The 19,388-nt window shown below is 68.0% G+C and carries 22 protein-coding genes; 9 read left to right on the forward strand and 13 right to left on the reverse strand.

Annotation, left to right across the window (positions count from 1 at the left end; translation table 11 throughout):
• Positions 1–225: 225 nt before the first annotated feature.
• Genes ABD209_RS13165 through ABD209_RS13175 form a run of 3 tightly spaced genes read right to left on the reverse strand, consistent with a single transcriptional unit; the run spans position 226 to position 3,790 of the window.
• Entirely contained in the window at positions 226–558 is a 333-nt protein-coding gene (locus ABD209_RS13165) for a TfoX/Sxy family protein (RefSeq protein ID WP_290721207.1), read from the reverse strand.
• A 28-nt stretch (positions 559–586) separates the two neighbouring features.
• Positions 587–1,789 (reverse strand): YihY/virulence factor BrkB family protein, encoded by a 1,203-nt coding sequence (locus ABD209_RS13170; protein WP_344067156.1) that lies wholly within the window; start codon positions 1,787–1,789, stop codon positions 587–589.
• Positions 1,790–1,816: 27 nt separating this feature from the next.
• Positions 1,817–3,790, reverse strand: a complete 1,974-nt coding sequence (locus ABD209_RS13175) for a S53 family peptidase (RefSeq protein WP_344067159.1) — start codon at positions 3,788–3,790, stop codon at positions 1,817–1,819.
• A gap of 324 nt (positions 3,791–4,114) precedes the next feature.
• Between ABD209_RS13175 and ABD209_RS13180 the strand changes: the two genes are divergently transcribed.
• A complete protein-coding gene (locus ABD209_RS13180) occupies positions 4,115–4,270 on the forward strand; it encodes a hypothetical protein (protein ID WP_344067162.1) in 156 nt (51 codons plus the stop codon).
• A 195-nt stretch (positions 4,271–4,465) separates the two neighbouring features.
• Here the strand turns inward: ABD209_RS13180 and ABD209_RS13185 are convergent, their stop codons facing one another.
• The 5 genes from ABD209_RS13185 to ABD209_RS13205 form a co-directional block, all read right to left on the reverse strand.
• Entirely contained in the window at positions 4,466–4,756 is a 291-nt protein-coding gene (locus tag ABD209_RS13185) for a PIN domain-containing protein (protein ID WP_344067165.1), read from the reverse strand.
• A gap of 160 nt (positions 4,757–4,916) precedes the next feature.
• Positions 4,917–5,273, reverse strand: a complete 357-nt coding sequence (locus ABD209_RS13190) for a DnaJ C-terminal domain-containing protein (protein ID WP_344067494.1) — start codon at positions 5,271–5,273, stop codon at positions 4,917–4,919.
• 38 nt (positions 5,274–5,311) lie between these two features.
• On the reverse strand, positions 5,312–5,515 hold the full coding sequence (locus tag ABD209_RS13195; protein WP_344067168.1) for a hypothetical protein: 204 nt from the start codon (positions 5,513–5,515) through the stop codon (positions 5,312–5,314).
• A gap of 115 nt (positions 5,516–5,630) precedes the next feature.
• Positions 5,631–5,942 (reverse strand): hypothetical protein, encoded by a 312-nt coding sequence (locus ABD209_RS13200; protein WP_344067172.1) that lies wholly within the window; start codon positions 5,940–5,942, stop codon positions 5,631–5,633.
• The gene (locus tag ABD209_RS13205) at positions 5,917–6,279 is read right to left on the reverse strand and encodes a hypothetical protein (protein WP_344067175.1); all 363 of its coding nucleotides are present in this window, start codon (positions 6,277–6,279) and stop codon (positions 5,917–5,919) included. Before ABD209_RS13205 ends, ABD209_RS13200 begins: the two co-directional genes overlap by 26 nt.
• A 348-nt stretch (positions 6,280–6,627) precedes the next feature.
• Here ABD209_RS13205 and dnaK point away from each other — a divergent pair, with 348 nt between their 5' ends.
• From dnaK to ABD209_RS13225, 4 genes are read left to right on the forward strand one after another with little or no spacing between them, the layout of a single operon-like run.
• Complete coding sequence (dnaK, locus tag ABD209_RS13210) at positions 6,628–8,517, forward strand: molecular chaperone DnaK (RefSeq protein WP_344067178.1); 1,890 nt, start codon at positions 6,628–6,630, stop codon at positions 8,515–8,517.
• Positions 8,514–9,185 (forward strand): nucleotide exchange factor GrpE, encoded by a 672-nt coding sequence (locus ABD209_RS13215; protein ID WP_344067181.1) that lies wholly within the window; start codon positions 8,514–8,516, stop codon positions 9,183–9,185. Before dnaK ends, ABD209_RS13215 begins: the two co-directional genes overlap by 4 nt.
• A gap of 52 nt (positions 9,186–9,237) precedes the next feature.
• A complete protein-coding gene (locus ABD209_RS13220) occupies positions 9,238–10,296 on the forward strand; it encodes a DnaJ C-terminal domain-containing protein (RefSeq protein ID WP_344067184.1) in 1,059 nt (352 codons plus the stop codon).
• Between the two features lie 5 nt (positions 10,297–10,301).
• Positions 10,302–10,742, forward strand: coding sequence for a heat shock protein transcriptional repressor HspR (locus ABD209_RS13225; protein WP_344067187.1), 441 nt, complete (start codon positions 10,302–10,304; stop codon positions 10,740–10,742).
• A gap of 87 nt (positions 10,743–10,829) precedes the next feature.
• Here the strand turns inward: ABD209_RS13225 and ABD209_RS13230 are convergent, their stop codons facing one another.
• Positions 10,830–12,410 (reverse strand): aspartate:alanine exchanger family transporter, encoded by a 1,581-nt coding sequence (locus tag ABD209_RS13230; protein ID WP_344067190.1) that lies wholly within the window; start codon positions 12,408–12,410, stop codon positions 10,830–10,832.
• Positions 12,411–12,683: 273 nt separating this feature from the next.
• On the opposite strand from ABD209_RS13230, the gene ABD209_RS13235 reads away from it, so the two are divergent.
• Complete coding sequence (locus ABD209_RS13235) at positions 12,684–14,072, forward strand: outer membrane protein assembly factor BamB family protein (protein ID WP_344067193.1); 1,389 nt, start codon at positions 12,684–12,686, stop codon at positions 14,070–14,072.
• A gap of 159 nt (positions 14,073–14,231) precedes the next feature.
• Here the strand turns inward: ABD209_RS13235 and ABD209_RS13240 are convergent, their stop codons facing one another.
• The 4 genes from ABD209_RS13240 to ABD209_RS13255 all read right to left on the reverse strand — a co-directional run bounded on the left by ABD209_RS13240 (position 14,232) and on the right by ABD209_RS13255 (position 16,821).
• Entirely contained in the window at positions 14,232–14,420 is a 189-nt protein-coding gene (locus ABD209_RS13240; protein ID WP_344067196.1) for a hypothetical protein, read from the reverse strand.
• A gap of 193 nt (positions 14,421–14,613) precedes the next feature.
• Positions 14,614–15,447, reverse strand: coding sequence for an acyltransferase family protein (locus ABD209_RS13245; RefSeq protein WP_344067495.1), 834 nt, complete (start codon positions 15,445–15,447; stop codon positions 14,614–14,616).
• Positions 15,330–16,004: a DUF4230 domain-containing protein gene (locus ABD209_RS13250; RefSeq protein ID WP_344067199.1), complete on the reverse strand. Its 675-nt coding sequence runs from the start codon at positions 16,002–16,004 to the stop codon at positions 15,330–15,332. Before ABD209_RS13250 ends, ABD209_RS13245 begins: the two co-directional genes overlap by 118 nt.
• Positions 16,005–16,218: 214 nt before the next feature.
• Positions 16,219–16,821, reverse strand: a complete 603-nt coding sequence (locus ABD209_RS13255; protein WP_344067201.1) for a hypothetical protein — start codon at positions 16,819–16,821, stop codon at positions 16,219–16,221.
• Positions 16,822–16,895: 74 nt separating this feature from the next.
• Between ABD209_RS13255 and ABD209_RS13260 the strand changes: the two genes are divergently transcribed.
• The 3 genes from ABD209_RS13260 to ABD209_RS13270 all read left to right on the forward strand — a co-directional run bounded on the left by ABD209_RS13260 (position 16,896) and on the right by ABD209_RS13270 (position 19,382).
• The gene (locus tag ABD209_RS13260) at positions 16,896–17,168 is read left to right on the forward strand and encodes a hypothetical protein (RefSeq protein WP_344067203.1); all 273 of its coding nucleotides are present in this window, start codon (positions 16,896–16,898) and stop codon (positions 17,166–17,168) included.
• A gap of 256 nt (positions 17,169–17,424) precedes the next feature.
• The gene (locus ABD209_RS13265; protein WP_344067205.1) at positions 17,425–17,682 is read left to right on the forward strand and encodes a PIN domain-containing protein; all 258 of its coding nucleotides are present in this window, start codon (positions 17,425–17,427) and stop codon (positions 17,680–17,682) included.
• Between the two features lie 29 nt (positions 17,683–17,711).
• Positions 17,712–19,382 carry an NAD(P)/FAD-dependent oxidoreductase gene (locus ABD209_RS13270; protein WP_344067207.1) on the forward strand — a complete coding sequence of 557 codons (1,671 nt, stop codon included), beginning with the start codon at positions 17,712–17,714 and terminating at the stop codon, positions 19,380–19,382.
• The last annotated feature ends 6 nt before the right edge of the window (positions 19,383–19,388 follow it).

Raw genomic sequence — 19,388 nt, forward strand, 5'->3', positions numbered from 1 at the left:
CTGGGCGCGCTCGTCGTCGTGGTGGGTCGCGCCGTCGCGCTCAGGACGTATGCCGTTCGCTCACTCCCGTGCACGCGGCCAGCCATAAGGCGCAGACACCGGCGATGACGGTCAGGCCACGAGGCAGTTGCATGCTGCGCAGTCTGCGCCGAAGTTGCGTATCATCCGGGCGAATCGCGCAATCACCTTGCGCGACAGCGCAACTCGGTTGTGCGCTCAGTGAGGTTACTTCGGCGGGAGGGAGCGGGCATACGTGACGCCATGATCGACCCAACGGCGCAGGATCGCTTCATCCGCCAATGCCTCCTCGGTCACGCGCAACCACCCGCCCATCGGCCGGCCGCGCATCTCCATCCGCGAGATGACCACATCGTCGACGATGTCGTCGGCCTTCGCGGGGTCGCTGCGAACCATCAATCCGCCATGACCGGCCGCAGCAACCGCCATATGGCCGCCGATCAGAAACGCCAGGCCACCGAACATCTTCTTCTCGGTCAGCCCACTCTCGTCCTGCACCAGTTCGCGAATGCGGTCGGCCAACTCCTCGTCATACGCCATGCGGGAAGTATGCCGCGCACCAAGCCCGCTACCTCGATGCCTCCGCCTGCGGGTCACCCTCCGGCTCACCCTGCGCCTCGCCACCCGTTTTCGCCGGCTCGCCCACCGACTTCGGGGGTCGGGCAGACCGCTCCGGGGGCGGTTCGAAGGTGGCGTCGATACGTTCATACTGCTTGGTCCGCATCATGCGCGCCTGGGCGGCGTATTGCCTCTTGTCGGCGTCGGTGAGCGAGACATTGTCGGTGAACGGAGTCAGCAACGCGCGGGGATAGAGGCGCTTCGCGGACACCGCATTGATCTCGGCACAAACGATGAGGATGACGGCCGCGAGATAGATGAAGGCGAGCAGGCCGAGGACGAAGCCGACCACACCATTGCTGGCGGACGCATCGCGCACGACCCGGCCGACATAGACCACGCCGAAGGTCTGCAGGACCTGCAGCAGCACAGCGGCGACCACCGAGCCGACGATCAAATGGCGCCGCTCGGCCACGCCGACGCCGATGCGATAGGTCAGATACATCACGCCGGCGTTGAGCAGGATCGTCGCGAGCATGACCAGCCACTTGGTGGCGCTGCCGAAGTCGTAGGACGCGGCGATCGTCGCGATGGTCGTTGACGCGGTGACGACGAGCAACCCGAGCGGCACGATCAGCAGACTCCGGCCGCGGGTCAGGATCGGGTTGGGGCGGGAGTTGCGCGGCACCGACCAGATCGTGTTCATCGCATACTGCAGGGCATTGCCGACGCCGAGCGCGCCATAGATCGACACCGCGCTACCGATCACGACACCCGCCGGTCCGCCCGAGAGCGACCGGGGGTCGCCGAGCTGGTCGCCGATGACGGGGACCTGGCGCAGCGCCGACTCGATGATCTCCTGCTGTAGCCCGGGGTCGTTGACCAGCACCACGGACAAGATTGTGGAGATCAGGATCAGCAGCGGGAAGAGCGAGATGAAGCCGTAGTACGTCAGCAGGGCTGCGAGATAGCCGCCGGAGTCGTCGAAGAATTTCCAGGCCACGGCGATCGGGAAGCCCAGGACCGGATGCCGGCGCTGGAACCCGTCCACCCGGTCCACGACACTCACGTGCCCGATCATCCCGTATGCCGTGCCCGCCGTGCCCGCCGTGCCCCGCCGTGGCGCCCGCCACGCCCCCGCCGACGAGGCGGGCTCAGCAGAGGGTGGGCGGGGCGCGGCATACGACAAGCGCGCCACCGCGGGGAGTCCCACGGTGACGCGCTCGTCGGTCCTGCGGCGTCAGCGGCTGAGCGCCCGAAGGAAAGCGGTGCCGGCGGGGGTGCCGACGCCGGTGACATCGTCATAGCCCGGGCGGGTGTAGATCGTGCCGGTTTGGTTGAAGGTGCGCAGGCTCGTGCGCAATCCGTCCGCGGCATCGAAGCCGTTGATGTAGTCGACGCGGACGACGGCGGTGTCGACGGTCCGGCCGTGGTTGACATCGCGCACGGCGCTCGAGCCGGCCATCGCGTAGATCGCGGGGTTGAGGAATCCCAGCTTGGCGCCGCCGCTGAGCGAGATGGCGTCGGCGGTCACGCCGGCCATGAGGGGCGAGGAGAGCGACGTGCCGCCAATGCGGTACTGCGAGTAGCGCAGCGACCCGTCGGGGAAGGTCTGCGTCATTCCCATGAGGAAGCCGGTCTGCGGATCACCGTCGAGGGCGATGTCCGGGACCGCGCGCATGGCCTTCGCGGTGCCGAAGTAGTGGGCGATCGTGTCCGGGACGACGCCCTTCTGGTAGGCCGGCTGAGTGAACAGGCGGCTGGTGCCACCGCCGGCGCCGTAGACCCACGCGGGCGGCATCGGATCCCACTTGCCGTCCGTTAGGACGGATTTGCCCGTGCCCCAGCCTTGTTCGAACCCATAACCATTGGTCTTGTTGACCCCCAGGGACGTCCCGCCGACGGCCGTGAACAAGGGGTCGTTGGCCGGGGCGTCGGCCTGCCGGCGCGCGGTGTTGGCGATCTCGTCGCCGTTGTCACCGGAGGAGACGAGCAGCGAAATGCCCTGGGCTGCCGCCTGCAGGGCGGTCTGGTGGGTCATATCGGCGACCGCTGAGCCATCGCTCTCGGTCTCGCCCCAGGAGTTGCTGACCATGTCGGCGAGTTCGCCGTTGACCACCTTGTCGATGGCGGCGTCGAGGTCGGCGTCCATGCAGCTGCGTCCGCCGACGTAGACGACATTGGCGTCGGGTGCGAGGGCGTGGGCGGACTCGACATCCAGGGTCTCCTCGCCGTACCACCCGGCACCGCCGCATTCGTCGATGTGGTGGTAGCTCTTGGGCAAGACCTGGGTCAGCTGCCCCGGCCGCCACAGATGCCCCGGATCGTTCTTGCGGGCATACGCCTGTGCATCAGCCTTGATATAGGGGGCGGCGAAGGCATCGGTGATGGCGATCCGTGCCCCCTTGCCACTGCCCGCGCCAGTCCCTACCCCGTATGCGCCGCGCAGTTGCGCCGGCTTGTAACCGCACGGGGCGTAGGGCCGCTTGGTGCCCTGCCAGTTGATCACGGAGGTGGCCGTCTTCTCGCCGAAGTACGTGGAGCAGGGGCCCGAGTTGCGGAAGACGGGCTCCGGCGGCGGCAGCTGGCCGGGCGGCACCGGGTCGCCGCTGCCGCGGGCCTGGGTGCGCTCGACTCCCGCGTTCATCGGGTGCGCCATGGCGGAGGTGTCGAGGCCGCCGATGCCCGCGACCACAGCAGCGAGGTCGGCGGGCACGGACAGTGCCGTGGTTGGCGCGGTGACGGCCTGGCCGTTGCGGCGAAAAGTCCCGAGGCGGGTGCCGAAGGCCTTCTCGATGTCCGAAGTGCGCGCGCTAGCCCGGATGTAGCGGTTGTTGGAGGGGACCTCGTCGATCGAAAACCCGTTGGCCCGCAACCAGTTCGACACCTGGGCAGCCTGCTCAGACGTCGGCGCGAAGCGTTGGCGCCACTGCGCGGCGGTGACGAAATGGCGGTAGCTGGCCGATCCGGGGTTCGAGACCGACGCGGCAAGGGACTCGGCACCGGCGGGATCGCGCAGCGCGAGCACGACGTACACGTCCATCCGCGCGGATGCGACCGGCGCCCGGGTGGTCCTGAGGCTCGCGGTCCACGACGGCGCCGCCGTGACGACCTTGTGAGCGTTGGACGCGCTAGCCATTGCGGGTGCCGCGAGGGCCAGAACTGAGGCCGCGGAGGCGATGACGGCGAGTTGACTGCGTTTCGAAACCACCATGTCCGGGATTGCCTTTCGGGCCGAAAGATTGCCGCCGGATCCGGCGGCTCAACGCAGTTTTGCGCGCCGCCAGGGCGCATCCCCATGACATTTGTCATGAACGCGAGCCGAGTCTCTGGTGGTGGCGTTCGGGTCCGGACCGGGTCGATGCCCATACCGGCTGCGCCACTGCCTCGGCGACGCTTACCGTATGCCGATCCACCGCGACCGCGCCGTCACCCGCTTGGCATTCGGGCTGGCCGCCCTCGTCGGGCTCCTGCACTTCGGGTTTAGCGCCCATTGGGGACTGGGCGGAGACTGCTGAGCACGCTGGGAGGACGGCTGGTGACTCAGTTCGAGGGCCACCGCTGGCTGTTGATTCCGGTGGCCATCGTCAAGGCCGGCTTTGCTGCTCTGCCTCTCGCGCACTGGCGCATCGGGCGGCTCGGCGTCTGGGGGCGTCGCGTGTGCTGGCTGGGTGCCTCGGCGATGATTCTCTAGGGCGGGGTCAACACGGTCGTGGGGAATCTCGTCCTGGGCGGGCCATCCGACCGGACGGCGGCTACGACCGCGCAGGCATGATCGGCCACGCCTGGCTATGGGATCCGCTGTGCCTCATCTGGGGCCTGGCCCTCGCCCTCGGCGTCACTGGCATGCGCCCGTCCAGCTCCTGGGGCACGATGCCGACGCGGACGGTTACAGCTCGGTCAGGTGCTCCTCGCTGGCGCCAGGAACAGCGATAAGAGGCACCGACCGGTCAATGGTGACGAAGCGCCCCCCTCGGTGCACGGCCAGGGCGAGCAGATAGGTCTCGGTCACCTGCCGATGCCCCAACAGCACTGATGGGGTGACAACGTTAGGGTCGACCAGGCTCAGGCCGCACGCCCAGAACTGATGATCCGTGTCCGCGATCGATGCGGAAAGGAGCGCGATTGCTTCGGTCACTGTGACAGTCCCCGGGTAGGCCGGCTGGCTCAGGATGCGCACGACGCCGTTCTGGGTGATTGACCACGAGGCCCAACCGCTGGACAACCCGTCGCGAGCCCACTCGTGAACGCGGGCGTGATCGACGTGGTCGGGCTCCAGATCCTTGGCCCAAGGGCCGGGGTTTCGAGCGTGCCGGGGTGTCTGTCCGCGCTCTGGGGGGTCACGGTCCGGGCGCTGTCGGAGTTCTTGGGTTGAAGTTCGAGGTTGTGGCAAGGCGCTTGAAGAGGTCTCGTTCGGCTGGTGTCAGCCTGGCGGGCACGAGGATGTGAGTGTGGGCGTGCAGGTTACCGAAGGGTCCGTTCGGGTTGGGGATGCCATGGGCGGGCACGGTGAGGACTCGGCCGGAGCACGTTCCGGGGGGCACGTCGATGCTCACCGGCCCTGCCGGTGTGTCGAGGGTGATGGTGGCGCCGAGTGCGGCTTCCCATGGGGAGAGCGTCAGTTGGACGTGGAGGTCGCGGCCATCAAGCCGGTAGCCCTCGGGCGGCACGAGCCGGACGCGCAGGACGACGGGCAGTGGCTATGGATTTCATATAGCGCATCTGGCACCATGAGTCAAGAGTCAACGACAAGAACCGTGGGCCGCCAAGAGGGACCCGGTGCGCGCTCCTCTACCTGGCGCTCCACCTCACGGCGCTGCTTCACAGTCAGGGCGGCCAGGACGACCGTGGGCAGGGCGAACGGATCACCATGTGCGCCGTGCCCGTCCTCCGGCTCATCGAGCGGACTCGCCGCGTCCAGCAGCGCGGACGTGGACACCGAACGGACGGTGGCATCGCGGCGCAGCCGCACCTGTCCCCGACGAACGTGTCGACCTCCCACACCTCGCCCTCGAACCAGAACCTCGAGCCCGTCTCGAGGGTCGGGACGCCGCTCAGCATCGCTTCTCCTTCACCGGCACGGAGACCACCGAGCGGCTCGACAAGGGCCGAGTCAGGTCTGTCGTCCACGCCTTCCGCCAAAGCAGCGCCAAGACCGAAGCCCTCACGTCCAGTGGATCGAACCCCGACACCCGACCCTCGATCTGTCCCAACGTCATTCCCGAACGCCCGGCCGCGGACACGACGGTGACGCACTCCTCGTCCAGAAACATCGATCGGCGGCCCTGGGCCAGGAACCGGAGGTTCGCCATCACGACCGCGTCCCCGCCATGGAACACCTCATAGCGCCAGCCCTGCTTCGGCACAGCCTGCCGTCCACTCAAGAACCGCGGCCACCACCGGCTCCTGACACATGCGGGCAGGTTTGGCATCCACCACGACGACCGAGCCGTCCGCACAGGCCAAGAGATAGTCCGGAGCGTGCCGGCGCTGCACACCCTCGTCGAGGCCACTGAGCCAGAATGGCTGACTGGGACTGGCGATCCCCGTCACCGCAACGTCGAAGTCGGGCAGCAGGACCCGGTCCGGCTCCAGCAGGCTCTCGTAGCCCACGAGCGTCCCCGTCCACAACCACCCCGGGTAGTTGCCCTGGCGAGGGTGCCAAGAGAACTCGCGAACCGGCGATCCGGCCGCGACCGCCATACCTCGACATCGGCGAGGGGCGTCACGACCTCCTCGCCAGATGCAGTGCACTACCGCAGTTCGGTCGATCCGCGCGCCGTCGGCGGCCCCATGCGTCCAGCATGAACCTCATGGACAACTTGCTGGCAAACCGACACGCACCCGGCAAGCTATTGGCAATCCGACAAGATGCGCGTCAACCTACAGGGCTCGTCGGAGAAAGTTTGGTGTAGCGGGAACACTCCACCGGGAAGAGGAGTTGAGTCAGGTAGACGCAAGTTTACGGACCCGGGGTTGCGCAAGAGGCATACGGGGTCGTAGCTTGAGTGCAAGCAACTCAACTTCATCCCCAACCAAGGAGCACCCCACATGGCCCGTGCAGTCGGTATCGACCTCGGCACCACCAACTCGGCCGTCGCTGTCCTCGAAGGCGGCGAGCCCACTATCATCGCGAACGCCGAAGGCGGTCGCACCACCCCCTCGGTCGTCGCGTTCTCCAAGAACGGCGAGGTCCTCGTCGGTGAGGTCGCCAAGCGACAGGCCGTCACCAACGCCGACCGGACGCTGCGTTCGGTCAAGCGCCACATGGGCACCGACTGGAAGACCGCCGACATCGACGGCAAGGCCTACACCGCCCAGGAGATCAGCGCTCGCATCCTCCAGAAGCTCAAGCGTGACGCGGAGGCCTACCTCGGCGAGCCGGTGACCGACGCCGTCATCACCGTCCCCGCCTACTTCGACGACCACGAGCGCCAGGCCACCAAGGAGGCCGGCGAGATCGCGGGCCTCAACGTCCTGCGGATCGTCAACGAGCCGACCGCGGCCGCGCTGGCCTACGGCCTCGACAAGGGCAAGGAGGACGAGCTCATCCTCGTCTTCGACCTCGGCGGTGGCACCTTCGACGTCTCCCTCCTCGAGGTGGGCAAGGACCCGGAGGACGGCTTCGCCACCATTCAGGTCAAGGCGACCAGTGGCGATAACCGCCTCGGCGGCGACGATTGGGACGACCGGATCGTCCAGCACCTGCTGACCACGGTCAAGAACACCACCGGTGTCGACCTGTCCAAGGACAAGATCGCCATGCAGCGTCTTCGGGATGCTGCCGAGCAGGCCAAGAAGGAGCTGTCGTCCGCGACGAGCACCAACATCAGCCTGCAGTACCTCTCGATGTCCGAGAACGGCCCCATTCACCTCGACGAGACCCTCACGCGGGCGCAGTTCGAGCAGATGACCAAGGACCTGCTCGACCGCACCAAGCAGCCCTTCCACAACGTCATCAAGGACGCCGGCATCAAGCTCGAGGACATCGACCACGTCGTCCTCGTCGGTGGCTCCACCCGTATGCCGGCGGTGTCGGCCCTCGTGAAGGAACTCACCGGCAAGGAGCCCAACAAGGGTGTCAACCCCGATGAGGTCGTCGCCCTCGGCGCCAGCCTCCAGGCCGGTGTCCTCAAGGGGGAGCGCAAGGACGTCCTCCTCATCGACGTCACCCCGCTCAGCCTGGGCATCGAGACCAAGGGTGGCCTGTTCACCAAGCTCATCGAGCGCAACACCGCCATTCCGACCAAGCGGTCCGAGGTCTTCTCCACCGCCGAGGACAACCAGCCCTCCGTGCTGATCCAGGTCTTCCAGGGCGAGCGCGAGATGGCGCAGCTGAACAAGAACCTCGGCACCTTCGAGCTGTCCGGCATCGCGCCGGCCCCGCGGGGCGTGCCGCAGATCGAGGTCACCTTCGACATCGACGCCAATGGCATCGTCCACGTCACGGCCAAGGACCGCGGCACTGGCAAGGAGCAGAAGATCACCATCTCCGGTGGCTCCGCTCTGTCCAAGGACGAGATCGACCGCATGGTCAAGGACGCCGAGGCACACGCCGCCGAGGACGCCCAGCGCCGCGAGGAGACCGAGGCCCGCAACACCGCCGAGCAGCTGGTCTACTCCACCGAGAAGTTCCTCGCCGACTCCGGCGACAAGCTGACCGCCGAGATGCGCCAGCCGGTCGACGAGGCCCTGGCCGACCTCAAGGAGGCCATCAAGCCGGAGAGCAACACCTCCGTCGAGGACCTCAACGCCAAGGTCACCAAGCTCAACGAGGAGTCCCAGAAGATGGGCGCGGCCCTGTATGCCGCGACCTCCGCCGCGGACTCCGCGGAGACTCCCGGTGCCGACTCCAGTGCGTCCAGCGACAACGCCTCGGGTGCGAGCGATGACGATGTCGTCGACGCCGAGGTCGTCGAGGACGACGAGGAGAAGAAGTGACCGAGTTCCCCAACACCCCGGCGAGCGACCCCGCGTCGAGCGCTGAGGATGCGGTGAACGCCTCGGCCCACAGTGGCGGCGACGCAGTCGCCAGCGCTGGGGACGCCGTCAACGACGGCAGCGCCCCCGCGGGCCCGGCTTCGGCCGGGCCCGCGGGCGGGGACACGGCATACGACGATGCGGCGGTCGACCCGGCCGTCGCCGTCGCGCCAGAAGCCCCGGATGCCGTCCACCCGGACACCCTCCTCGCTGCGGAGCGGCTGCACGACCTGCAGCGGCTCAATGCCGAATACGTCAACTACAAGAAGCGCGTCGATCGGGACCGCCCGCTCATTCAGGAGCGCGCGATCGCCGATGTCCTCGAAGCCATGCTTCCCGTCATGGATGACATCCAGGGCGCGCGCGATCACGGTGACCTGACCGGCGGGCCGTTCGCAGCGATCGCCGACAAGCTGGAAGGGACGCTAGGCCGCTTTGGCTTCGAGCGCTTCGGCGCCGTGGGCGAGGCCTTCGACCCCGAGTTCCACGAGGCGCTGATGCACCTGCCCGGTGCCGAGCTTCCGGCTGGTGCGACAACGACGACCATCGTCCAGGTCCTCCAGCCGGGCTATCGTGCCGGAAACCGGGTCATCCGGCCGGCCCGCGTGGCCGTCTCAGACCCCAGCTGAGGGATCGATAGCGCTCACGTGAAACCACAGTTCAGGAGAGGAGGACGCCAGGATGGCTAGTCAGGATTGGTTCGAGAAAGACTTCTACGCGGTCCTCGGCGTCCCCAGCGATGCCGACGCGGCGGCCATCAAGAAGGCCTATCGCAAACTCGCGCGACAACACCACCCGGACAAGAACGCCGGGGACGCGGCCGCCGAGCGCAAGTTCAAGGACATCACCGAGGCCCACTCGGTGCTGTCTGACCCCAAACAGCGTCAGGAGTATGACGCGATCCGCCAGATGGCGCGTGGTGGGGCCCGCTTCACCGCGGGCGGGCCGGGCGGCGCCACGGGAGGCGCCGGCTTCGAGGATGTCTTCTCCTCGATGTTCGGCGGTGGGCAGGGCGGCAATGTTCGCTTCAACACCGGCGGTGGTGCCCAACCCGATCTCGAGGACATCCTCGGCGGGCTCTTCGGCCAAGGCGGCTTCGGCGGCCAGGGCGGATACCCTGGCGGTCAAGGTGGATTCCCTGGCGGCGCAGGCGGTTTCGGCCGGTATGGCGCCCCTCACGGACCGCAGCCGGGTCACGACATCGAGGCCCGCACGACGCTCAGCTTCCGTGAGGCCGTCACCGGATCGACCGTCACTTTGTCGGGACTGGACGGGCAGCGGATCACCACCCGCATCCCCGCCGGCGTCAAGGACGGGCAGAAGATCAAGCTGCGCGGCAAGGGCGGCGAAGGCGATCCAGGCGCCGCCCGCGGTGACCTGATCCTGACGGTGACGGTCGAGAAGCACCCGGTCTTCGGGCGCGAGGGCGACAACCTCACGCTCGATCTGCCGGTGACCTTCGCCGAGGCAGCCCTCGGTGCGACGGTGGCGGTGCCGACGCTGGACGGCAAGCCGGTCAAAGTCCGCGTGGCCCCCGGCACGCCGTCGGGCCGGGTGTTGCGCATCAAGGGGCGTGGGGTGGCGACCAAGTCGCGCACTGGCGACCTGCTTGCGAAGGTGCAGGTCGTTGTGCCACAACGCCTTTCCGATGAGGCGAAGGCCGCGGTCGAGGCGCTGCGTGAGCAGGAGGCCGGCGTCGACCCGCGCGCTGAGATCTTCGCTGAGGCCGAAAGGGCCTGACCCACATGGCCTTTCACGCATTCGGTCCCGACGACGACGCCCCGGTCTTCGTCATCTCGGTCGCGGCGCAACTTGCCGGTATGCACGCGCAGACCCTTCGTCAGTACGACCGGCTCGGGCTCGTCACGCCCTCGCGCACCCAGGGCGGAGGCCGCCGCTATTCGGCGCGTGATGTCGTCCGCCTGCGCGAGGTGCAGCGGCTGACGCAGGACGAAGGGATCTCGCTGGCGGGCATCCTGCGCATCATGACTCTGGAGAATCAGGTCGATGCGCTGCAGGCCCGCGTTGCCGAGTTGACGCACGCCCTACGCGAGGCCGAGATCGCCAGTGGGCGAAGGGTTTTCGCGGTTGGACCGACCGGGGACGCAATGGCGATTCGCCCCGGGGAGCGGCCGCGGCATACGCGCTCACAGGCGCTGGTGCTCTGGGACGCACTCAGCCGCTGAACGACGCGCGGAGACCCCGAGAAGAGCCGCCGGCATCTAGCAGAAATGCGAAAGACGGCGGCTCTTTCGTTGCCGGGCCACTGCTCGTCAGGTGAGGGTCAGCAACTGGGCGATGACGATCTTGGTCACCATCGCCACCGGATAGACGAGTGCGTAGCCGAGGGCGACACGCTCATCGTGGTTGGTGGCCGAGTTCGCGAAGGCCAGGACGGCCGGCTGGGTCTGGGAGGCGGCGGCATACCCGGCGATGCGTTGGCCCGATGCCCGCAGCACCCATTTGGCGATGCCGATCAAGGCAATCGCGTGCACGGCCGTGACGAGAACACCGGCTGCAATTAGTTTGAGCCCCAAGGGGCTTTGGATCGCGTCGACGAATGCGGTGCCGGCGCGGCCGCCGGCATACGCCAAGAAGAGCAGGATGCCGAGCTGGTTGAGGACCTCGATCGACTGGTGCGGCAGGCTCCAGACGACCGGGCCGGTCCGCTGCAGCCGGCCGAGGATCAGGCCGACGATGAGCGGCCCCGCAGCATGGCCGAGTTCGAGGGTGCCCAGGCCGGGGATGAGGATCGGGAGTTGGCCGAGCAGGAGCCCGAGCGCGACGCCGACGGCCAGGCCGAGCGGGTTGATGTCGGAGCTGCCGTGCTCGCTGTCGCCGAGATAGCGGGCCACATCGGCCATCCGCTCCTTCGGCGCGGCGACGCGGATGCGGTCACCGGCCTGCAGGATGAATCCGTCGGTGGCGAGGAAGTCGTGATCGGCGCGACGCACGCGGGTGGCGCGGGCGTCATACTTGCGCCACAGCTCGAGGTCGGCGATCGTGCGGCCGTAGAACTGCTTCTGCGAGAGCACCATTCGCCGGAAGTCGACGTCGCTGCGCTCCTCGTCCAAACGAATCTGGGAAAGCCGGCCGAGTTGCTTGACGACATGGTCGATCGCGCGCTGCGGCCCGATGACGAGCACCCGGTCGCCGGTCTTGAGCAGGGTGTCGCCGCGCGAGACATGGATGTCGTTGTCCCCGACCTGATGGCGCGAGAAGAGGACGCGCCCGTATGGCGTGTAGGTCAGTTCGCGGACGGTCAAGACGTTGTCGCGGGTCACCTTGATCGTGGCATTGCGGATCGGGTCCGGTGCCGCCTCGTCGATGCCGCCCTCGGGTGGTGCGCTGCGGAGGGCGTATGCCGCGGCCGCCAGCATGATGATCACCCCGCCTGCGTAGGTCAGCCCGTAGGCGACCGTGGGATCGGGGGCCCCGCCGACGCGCTCGACCGCGGCGGCGAGCGCGGGAGTGTTGGTGTTGGCGCCGGCATACAGGCCCGCGATGGATCCGGGGGTCAGGCCGAGGAGGGCGCCGAGCCCCCAGCACAGCCCACCCACCGCGGCCAGCGTGGAGGCGACGAGCGCAACCGGCTTCGCGCCGGTCCGAAGCGACGAGAAGAAGGATGGGCCCGCCATCACGCCGACGCCATAGGCGAAGAGCGCCAGCCCCACATTGCCGATCATCGCCGGCAGGGCCAACTCGGGATCGATGGCGGACGCACCGAGGGCGACGAAGAGCACCGCGGCCGGCCCGATCGAGATGCCCTTCACCCGGATATTGCCGAGGGCGGTGCCGAGGGCGAGGAGAACGAAAAGGAGCAGGACGGGCTGCTCGACGAGGTATGACACCACGTCGCACCAGTTTAGTCGGCGGGGCCGGCGCGACCGAATCTCGTCCGGGCGAACGAGGGTCGGCAGCAGCCTTGCTTGCACGGTGGGCCCGCCCGCCTATGCCCATTTACGCACGACGGGTGGAGGTGAATGCTGACCGCTGTTGGAGAGTGGGGTGTCCAGTGGGTCGCAGGAATTGGTCGCCGCGTTTCACGGCGCGAGTGTGGTGCCTCAGGGGTCATCGCGCTGGTGCTTGTTGGGGGGGTGACTCTTTCTTCGCCCAGGACGGAGGCAGTGGTTAGTCAGGCGACGGTGCCCGGCGCGGCAGCCGCAGTTGCCGCGCCGGGGATTGGGATCGGCCCGGCGGCGATGCACCCGGGCGGGAAGGTCACGGTCACCGGGCAGGGGTGGCTCCCGAATGCGACGGTTGCGATCAGGCTTGGGACTGGCTCCGTCGCAGCTCGGGTGGACGGGACCGGCCGGTTCACGGTCCGGGTCCTGGTGCCCTGGGCGATGGTGCCGGGGATGGTGACGGTGCGTGCGAGTCAGGGCGGAAGGGCCGCGAACGGTCGGTTGCGGGTGGGCGTGGATTGGCGGATGGCGGGCTTCAGCAAGGCCCGGAACTTCGTCAACCTGTATGAGAAGCAAGTCACCAAAGGCACCGTCGCCAATCTGAAGGTCGGTGGCAGGTTCGCGGTGGGTGGGGAGGACCCGGACAATGCCTTCGCCTGGTTGGCGACGTTGGCCGGGCGTGGGTATGCCTGCACGCTTACCGGCAATATCGCCGCCTTCGACCTCGCCTCGCGACGGGTCTTGTGGGAGTACCACGAGGACAACCCGAGCGAGATCCAATACTGCAGCGGCGACGGCGGACCCTACCTTGATGCCTCATCTGGCACTATGTGGGTCGGGCTCCAGCGTTTCATGTTGGAGACCGGCGCGTATGTGTGGGGCTCCCGCGGCGACCTGACCTTCCCCTACGCCGGCAAGCTGTTGGTTGGCGGCACACACTGGGTACGCAGCCTCCCTGGCGCATTCGACCCCAAGGCGGGCGAATTCGCCTGGGTGGCATACGACGCCGGTGTCTTCGAACTGACCCTGACGTCCGCTGGGGTTCTCTACAGCGTCGGGGGGCCAACCCTGTACGCCACAGACCCGACAACCGGACGCCAGTTGCGGACGCGCAATTATGCTGGCGTCAAGGCGTTGTCGACGAACGGGAAGGACTTGATCGGGCTGTTCGCGAAGGACGACCCGAACGGTGGAGTCGAGTTGACCCGGGTCAACCCGGAAAATGGTGACCGGCCCTGGTCGATCGATGTCACCACCGGCATCTGGTCGCAAGTGACGGTGGACGCCGACCGGGCCTACCTGGTCCGGTCCGTCAAGACTCTTCGCGACCGGTACCTGGTCGCGGTCGACCTCAACGGCCACGAGAAATGGTCCACGCCGCTGCCGCGACCCGGATGGTTGGACGAGGTCCGCATCACGCAAGCCAATGGCATCCTCTGTGTCCCGATCGCCGGCGCCCTGACCACCTACGACGCCGCCACCGGACAGCAACTCTCCAGCACCCCGATCACCGACCCCGCCGGTCGCAAGATCATCCCCGGCACTGCAATCGTCGACGACGGGCACGTCCACGTCACTTCCACAACCGGCATCTACGACTTGACACTGTGACCCGTTGCCGGCGCCGGAGACCCGTCCAGCCACCGGACCCGGAGCCCGAGCACCGAGGAAACATGTCGGCGCCGCCACGCGGACGATGACGAAGCTGTGACTTCGACCGCCGCGCCGCCCCAACGCAATACCGCGACACCGTGGCCTCGTTGCCGCCGGTCACGGGCTGAGAGGAGGGGAGCGTTGCTGGGTGCGCGCCCGGATCGCGGCATTGGCGGGGACCTCGATGGCGTGGTGGAGCAGTGCGGAGATGCCGAGGGCCAGCGCCAGCACGCCGAGCAGCAGTGCCAGCCCTGGCCCGACTCGCCAGCCGGGATGGGAGATCACGGTGTGCTCGATCGTGCGCATCACCAGAATGTGGACCAGATAGAAGGCGAACGACCACTCCCCGAGCCGGACCAAAGTGGGCCGCGAGAACCACCGAGCGAAGGCGTCGCCCGTGCCCCGTAATTCTGCTGCTCGCCGAGGGCGCCGATGAGCGCGACGAAACCGGGGAGGGTGGCCAGGGCAACGGCATACGGGCGGCTGGCGTGGCAGGCGATCACCCACCCGACGGCGAGCAACAGCAGCGCCACGGAGGAGCGCATGCGCGGCCAGGCGCGCCCCTGCACCAGGCGACGCCGGCCACAAACTCCGGCAGGCGCATCAAGGGGACCCGGCTGAGGTCGAGGGTGGCGGTATCGATGGCGAGCGCGGCAGCGAGCGCGCCCAGCGCGGCCCCGACAAGGTGTGCCCACGCACCGCGAGCCCGCAGGCGGCCGGCCAGCAGCGCGAGGGCGGGGAAGAGGGCATAGAAGAAGGCCTCGCAGCCCGGCGACCAACTCACGGGGTCGCCGGCCTGCGACCACGTGGGCACCCACGAGCTGAGCAGGACGGCGTTGGCGATCGTCGCCGGCCAGCCGCCGGTCGCCGGTCTTGGACCGAGGCTGGGTGCGATGGTGAAACCGAGGAGAAGGGCCGCGGCGGCCGTCACCAGGTGGAGCGGGACGACGCGCGCGACCCGTCGCCACCAGAAGGCTGCCGCGCTCGCCGACGGCGGGGTGGACCAGAGCAGGACGAAGCCGGACAGGACGAAGAAGAAGATCACCCCGACGTGCCCGACCCGCCCGACGGTCAGCAGCGACCGCTGTGGCTCACCACTGAGGTAGGCCGCGAGGCCGGCGTGGTGGACGAGAACCACCAGGGCAGCGAGCCAGCGGGCACCCGTGAGGGCCGGGAGGTTGCGAACGTCCCGGTCCGTTGCCCCATTTGTCGCGTTCAGCGGGCTGCGGGCTCGTCGCGGTAGACGACCGTCACCGTGGGATAGCCGAGATTGTGGCCCAGTGCGGTGAGGAAGTCGCGGCCGTTGTCGCGGGCCGTCTGTTCCAGGCCCGATTCGGCGGCCGCCTGCTGAAGGGCCTGCACGGCCGCCTGGTCCAGTGCCTCGCGCTGCTCCAGGGGAGTGCCCGCGAAGAAGTCGTTGACGCGGGTGCCGATGCCGCGGTTCTGGGCGACGACCTTGGAGCGGGATTCGTCGATGTTCGGGGTGGTCAAGGTGGGCGGGGGCACGGTCAGGGTGAGGGCGCCGGCGGCCTTGTCCGCCTTAATGTCGCTCTCGGTCAGCCCGTGCAGGTCGATGAGGGCGTCGATCGAGCCCTGATAGATGGCCACTCCGCTGTTGGCGTCGAAGATGTCGGGGATGACCTTGTTGACGCCGTGCTCGTCCATGCCGAAGTAGACGGGCACCGAATAGGAGCCGGTCGCCGCCCGCAGCTCGGCGGTCTTGCGGATCTCCAGCAAGGTGGTGTCGCCGGGCTTCGGCGTCGACTCGCCGAAGAGCGCGTCGCGCAAGGTGGCGAGCGGGCCGGCGAAAAGGATCGCCATCGCGAGCACAGCGGCTGCGACGACAGCAAGCGGCACCCACGCCCGCTCACGCGCGCTGGCACTCGGCATACGTGCTTCTCCCTCTGGCCCCGTTGCCTAACTTCTGCTGCGGCCGTGTCGCGAAAGTCATTGTGGACGGGGTCCCCACGAAGTATCGGAGCTGGGTCCCACGCTCTGCGTGGGCCGAAGGAGCGGAGAACTTCGAGGGGTGTCCTAGCAAAGGTTAGGTGTCCTCGAGCACGGTAGACCCTGCTGGAGGACACCTAACCTGTGTCAGCAGGGTTTAGGTCAAGGGGCGGCGCACAGTCACGACATCGCCCGCGTGGATCGGGCCCGCCAGGACGACGCGTGCGTTGAGCCCGCGCAGGCGCAGCGGGCGGCCGACCTTGCCGTTGACGAAGCGCATCGCCTCCGCGCCGAAGCGCGCGACGAACTTCTTGCAGCCCGCATGCGGTTGCTCGGTCACCTCGATCACCGCGCCCGGGGCGTCGGGGTCACCGAAGAGCAGGCGCGTCCCCGCCGGGAGGTTGTCGTGCGAGAGGTCGAGGTCGAGATAGAGCTGGTCGCCGGCGAGCGGCTCCAGGGCCGGGTCGCCAGCCAGGAAGGCCACCATCGGGTGGCTCATGACGTTGAGCTGCATGTCGGGGTGCGGACCGCCATCGGGCGACCGCGACGAGCCGCGATCAGCCCAGTTGTCACCTTCCATCCCGCATGCCGGGTCCAGCCTCCCGACGTCGAGCACCTCACGCTCGCCCACGGCCGGGCGCCTGACGATGAGTTTGAGTGTCCCCGAATCCTTCGGCGCGGCATGGAGTTCCGGCAGAAACGCGGCCAACTCCTCCGGCGTGCGGTGGTGCGCGGCGGAAGGAAGGGGCAGAGCGGTCATGACGGAATTGTGGATCACCCGGCTCGCCGTGCGTCGACCCATTTCGGCGGGTGGTCCGTCATACGATCCTGACCATGACGGAGCACCTGCTGGTCTTCCCCGAGCGCGACGACGCCGACGAGGTCGCGCAGGAGCTACGCGACGAGGGCTTCACCGAGATCCGCGTGATCCGGCAGCCACTCGCGGGCGAGGACGACCCCGAGGCCGACGAGTGGGCCGTCTATGTGCGCGAAGCCAATGTGGCCGACGAGACGGGTCCCGTGGCGGATGGGCTGCGCGATCGCTTCGAGGCCACGGTCGCCGACCGCGGCGGGTGGTACGACCCCGAGCCGGAGTCGCGCTATTAAGAAGACGTAGTCCACCCCGACGGCCGCTGATCCTCCCGCTCTCGTCGTCGTCGACACCACCGTCTTGTTGGCCGCCACGGATGGGAGTCGTGCCCACCACCGGGCCGCGACCACCTTCCTGCGGCACGACGAGCGGCGGCTGGCTGTAACTCCTCAGATCGTTCGCTAGTACCTCGCAGTTGCCACCCGCCCGGTCCAGGTGAACGGTCTGGGGTTGGGTCCCGCCGACGCGGTTGCGAACGTCGAGGAGATCCAGATGATCTCCACGATGCTCGGCGAGGGCCCCGCGACCACCACCCGACTCCGCGACCTCCTTCTCGACATCCCGGCCGTAGGGAAGCAGGTGCACGACGCCAATGTCGTCGCCTGTGCCCTTGCTCACGGTGCCTACGCGATCATGACAGCCAATGTCCGCGACCTCGTGCGCTACGCGTCTCTGATCGTGATCGAGGATCTGGCCCCCCCAAGCGGACCAGCCAATAGCTCAGTGCGCCCAGACGGACTGAACACGTAGAGACCTGGGGCGGACGTATATTCGCGAGCATGACGGATGCTCCCAAGCCAGCCATCGTCGTCGTCTCCGCGCAGCATGCCGATCAGCTTGTCGATGAGTTCGGCCGGTATGCCCGCGATTACGAGATTGCCAAGACGCGATCGGTCGACGAGGCCATCTCGGTGACCATGTCGTTAACGCGCCGCGGCGTGCAGGTGGCGATGTTCGTCTCCGATTCGCGGCTGCCCGACAACCTCGCGCCGACGGCCCTGCACATGCTGCGCTCGCTGGTCCCCACCAGCCGGCGCGTGCTGGTGGCGCCCTGGGAGTACTTCCGTGAGGACTCCGTGGCCTTCCGGCCGGCGCTGGCCAAAGGCAAGTTCGACGCCTTCCTGCTGATGCCGCGTGGGCTGCGGGACGAGGAGTTCCACCTCGCGATCGTCGAACTGCTCAACGAGTGGGGCGCGAGTATCGCGGCGCCACTGGTGGATTCGGTGCAGATCGTCTCGCCCGACAGCCGCGGACTGGTGCTTGCGATCCGTGACTACCTCTTCCGGATCGGGGCTCCGAGCCGGGTCTATCCGCCGGACAGTGAGGTCGGCCGCGCGGTCGTCGAGGCGTATGACGGTGAGCCCAGCTGGCCGCTGGTCCGCGTCTTCAGCAAGGACGAGATCGTGGCGCCGACCTCGGTTCGTGATGTGGCCATGTCCATCTACGGGCGGCCGGACGAGATCGACGTCGAAACGGTCGTCGATGTGGTTGTGGTGGGTGCCGGACCCGCCGGTCTCGCCACAGCGGTGTATGCCTCGAGCGAAGGCCTCGGAACGATCGCAATCGAGTCGGAAGCCATCGGTGGTCAGGCCGGGACCTCCTCGATGATCCGCAACTACCTCGGCTTCCCGCAAGGCATCTCCGGTACCAAGCTCGCCCAACGGGCGCGGTCCCAGGCGCTGCGCTTTGGCACCCGCTTCTTCACCGGTTGGCCGGTCACAGGCGTCAAGACCGGCGTGGACGGGGAGCCGCATGTGGTGTGCACTGAGGGTGCCGACGTGCGCGCCCGCGCGATCGTGATCGCGTGCGGCGTCGACTATCGCAAGCTCAACATTCCGTCTGTCGATGAGTATGTCGGCCGCGGCGTGAATTATGGCGCGGCGATGACGGCGGCCCGGGAGATGGAGGATTACGACGTCCTCGTCGTCGGGGGCGGCAACTCGGCGGGGCAGGCCGCAGTGCATCTCGCGCGCTTCGCGCGGACCGTGACGATCGTCGTTCGCCGGCCGGATCTGAGCGCGACCATGTCGCAGTATCTGATCGACGAGATCTCGTTCAACCCGCGAATCACGGTGCGCGGCAACGCCTGTGTCGTCGACGGCGGCGGCACCGACACGCTGGAATGGGTGGAACTGGAGTCGACTTTGGACGGGTCGCGTGAGCGGGTCGATGTGCGCGGGCTCTTCCTCCTCCTCGGTGCCGAACCGCGGTGCGAATGGATGCCGCCGGACGTCATGCGCGACGAGAAGGGCTTTGTGCTCACCGGCCGGGATGTGCCCATGGAGCACTGGATCGACGGCTGTCCGCCGGCGAGCCTGGCGACGAGCGTGCCTGGCATCTTCGCCGTGGGCGATGTGCGCGCCGGCTCGATGAAGCGGGTCGCCAGTGCGGCCGGGGAAGGCGCGAGCGTGGTGGCGCTCGTGCATACCTGGCTCGAGCCAACGCACTGACGTTCC

It is taken from the genome of Nostocoides vanveenii, from assembly GCF_039531165.1.
GTDB classification, from domain to species: Bacteria; Actinomycetota; Actinomycetes; order Actinomycetales; family Dermatophilaceae; genus Nostocoides_A; species Nostocoides_A vanveenii.